General features: G+C 38.4%; 2 protein-coding genes. Both read left to right on the top strand.

What is annotated here, in order from left to right; genetic code table 11:
• The first annotated feature begins 284 nt into the window (after positions 1 to 284).
• A complete protein-coding gene (locus tag QWJ34_RS26910; protein WP_302732221.1) occupies positions 285 to 971 on the top strand; it encodes a hypothetical protein in 687 nt (228 codons plus the stop codon).
• A 153-nt stretch (positions 972 to 1,124) separates the two neighbouring features.
• Positions 1,125 to 1,841: a class I SAM-dependent methyltransferase gene (locus QWJ34_RS26905; protein ID WP_302732220.1), complete on the top strand. Its 717-nt coding sequence runs from the start codon at positions 1,125 to 1,127 to the stop codon at positions 1,839 to 1,841.
• The last annotated feature ends 183 nt before the right edge of the window (positions 1,842 to 2,024 follow it).

Here is a 2,024-nt window from a genome sequence, read left to right as displayed (position 1 = left end):
CAACCCGCTGAATCGGGGTAGGAACAAAAGGCGTGGGCATCTAACACTTTAGGTGACGGGATCGATGTCCCAACAAAACATGCGTTATTTAACCCAGTGTTTCCTCCAGTATAAAGAAAAAGTTCATCCTCGAACGAATCGGGGATGAACTGAGAATACCAACATCATATTCACGCTGCGGACATTCGTCCTTGGCCCGGCATGCGCCGGACACCCAGCATACGCTGGGTCGTGAATACAGGAACGTTAACTGAAATTCGTCAAACCATGAGGGAGATGAACCAATGATATTAAAAGAATTTGATTTGGATCTGCCTTATGTTGGAGAAGATGCTGAGGACTATGAGCAAAGTTGGAAATCTAAACGGATTCAGTTTAGAAATGAATGTCGCTGCATAGCTTCGATGACAGAAAGATATTTCAAAAATTATCGGTATAAGACTCCAATCTCTTGGAAGTTAATGATTGTATGTTACTCGGATATTAACAAATCGCGAAAAAAGTTTGTTAAATCTGAAGTATACGAGATACATATGGAATTTGATATTGCTAGATATTTCAATTTGAACGTAGAAGAAAAGAAACGGATGATTTTTAACGTATTGAAAGAAGGAGCTTTTGAAGTCCTTAAAGAAGAGGGATGGAACAGCGAACCATTCATAGAAGTGTTTTCGAAAATGGAGAACGATAATCTGGTCAACAGGTATCAATCGGGTAAAGCCGTATATAACCCCAAGCGTAATTTAAAGGCCATGATTATATGTGAGCATGAAATAAGCGAGATTAAAATCTATGTATGTATAGCAGATAAAAGGGATAAAGAAGTGGTAAAGAAACTTGTAATTCAAGAAGTACCAAACGAGTGGAAGTTCCATATTCATTTAGGCAAATTGCAATGGATTTCAGAGGAGGAAGTTATTTTAAAAAACAAAAAGGGACTAATGGTAGGGACGGTGCAGGTAACTCAGTGAAGCTGACGAACATCAGTTAACATAATATTTACGCTACGGACATACGTCCTTGTTCCGGCATACGCCGGACACCCGACATGCGTCGGGTCGTAAATACAGGAACGTTAGATGAAACCACTCAAGAGCAGTAGAACACTTAAAAGCAGGTGAAATATGATTAACAACTTTACTCAAGCAAGAGAAGCAGAAATGAATTACCATGAGAACTTCTATAATGAAACGTCTCTTTTCCAGGCGGGAACTTGGTTGTCTAAGCCTGTACAAGTCGTGATGGATTTACTTGAGCAATTGAACCTTAATCAGGTTAGCGTACTCGATTTAGGGTGTGGAGTAGGAAGGAATAGCATTCCAATTGCTCAAAAGGTTAAAAGCCATGGAGGATCAGTACTTGGAGTGGATTTATTGCCCACAGCCATTGATAAATTATCGAAGTACATAGAAGAGTATGACATTCAAAGAACATTAGATACTGAAGTTGCAGACGCTGAATATTATGAAATAGAACGAGAAGAGCATGATTATATTATTGCTTGCTCATGCTTGGAACATGTATCGAATATAGAAGCATTTAAAAAAGTGATTTTACGAATGATTGAAGGAACGAAAAAAGAAGGAATCAATTGTATTCTGATGAGCACAGAGGTAAAAGAGTATGATTTAGAACAGGGGAAAGAGAAAGACGGACTTGTTGAATTGAATGTAAAGACTGATGTGGCTATAAGTATTTTACGAGAACAATATAAAGAATGGGAGATTTTGATTGAAAGGTGCAGTCCTCAAACTGTAAGAGAGAAGAAACAGGGTAAAGATATTGAATTTAGGAGCCAATGGTTAACGTTTGCAGCTCGAAGAAGGAGTGGCATCATCTAAACCAGCTAATCAAAGTCAAGTCTTCAATAAAAAAATCGTTGAGCTTTCCAAATGGAACAGACTGAAATAAACCTACCTTGGAAAGTAGATAAAAATGGATTTAACATCCAGTTTGAGTGTTTAGCGAGCTTGAAAGGCCGATCCGGAGTTCCATATGCCAAAAATGATGCGCAAAAGTTTATG

Origin of the sequence: Saccharibacillus sp. CPCC 101409 (assembly GCF_030518235.1) — a bacterium.
Taxonomy (GTDB): domain Bacteria; phylum Bacillota; class Bacilli; order Paenibacillales; family Paenibacillaceae; genus Saccharibacillus.
This window is presented reverse-complemented; position numbering and strand designations above follow the sequence as displayed.